Origin of the sequence: Kitasatospora sp. SC0581, assembly GCF_048159585.1 — a bacterium.
Lineage (GTDB): Bacteria > Actinomycetota > Actinomycetes > Streptomycetales > Streptomycetaceae > Kitasatospora.
The window spans coordinates 1-359 of record NZ_JBLRWA010000247.1 but is presented as its reverse complement, the minus strand read 5'-3'; the positions used below and the strand labels follow the sequence as shown (position 1 = coordinate 359).

Genomic DNA, 359 nt, shown 5'->3' with positions numbered 1-359 from the left:
GTTCGCTGCTGGTCAGGGTCGGTGCCACACCAGGGTGTAGCGCCAGAACAGTCGGCGGCGCAGGCGGGCGCCGGGAAGGATGCGGCGGGCCTCGCTCGTGATGTCCGTGAAGGTCATCGTCGCGGGTGCGGTCGGTGCGGTCATCGCCGGTGGCCAGGGTGCTCTTCGGCCCTTGTTATTGAGCCAGGCCATGGCCACGTTCGCGGGGATGGCGATGGCGTCGATCAGGAAGTCGCTGCGGGTGTGCGGGCGGTAGACGCCGACGACCACCAGGGTCCCGTTCGGGGCCAGTTGGCGGCGGAAGCGGGTGAGGGCCTCCGCGAAGGGCAGGTGGTGGATGGCGGCCACGCAGGTGATGA

Annotated in this window: 1 pseudogene; it reads right to left on the bottom strand. The window is 69.9% G+C overall.

Annotation, left to right across the window (positions count from 1 at the left end):
* Positions 1-12: 12 nt before the first annotated feature.
* Positions 13-359: pseudogene (locus ACLWS4_RS37975) on the bottom strand (SAM-dependent methyltransferase); the annotation flags it as partial.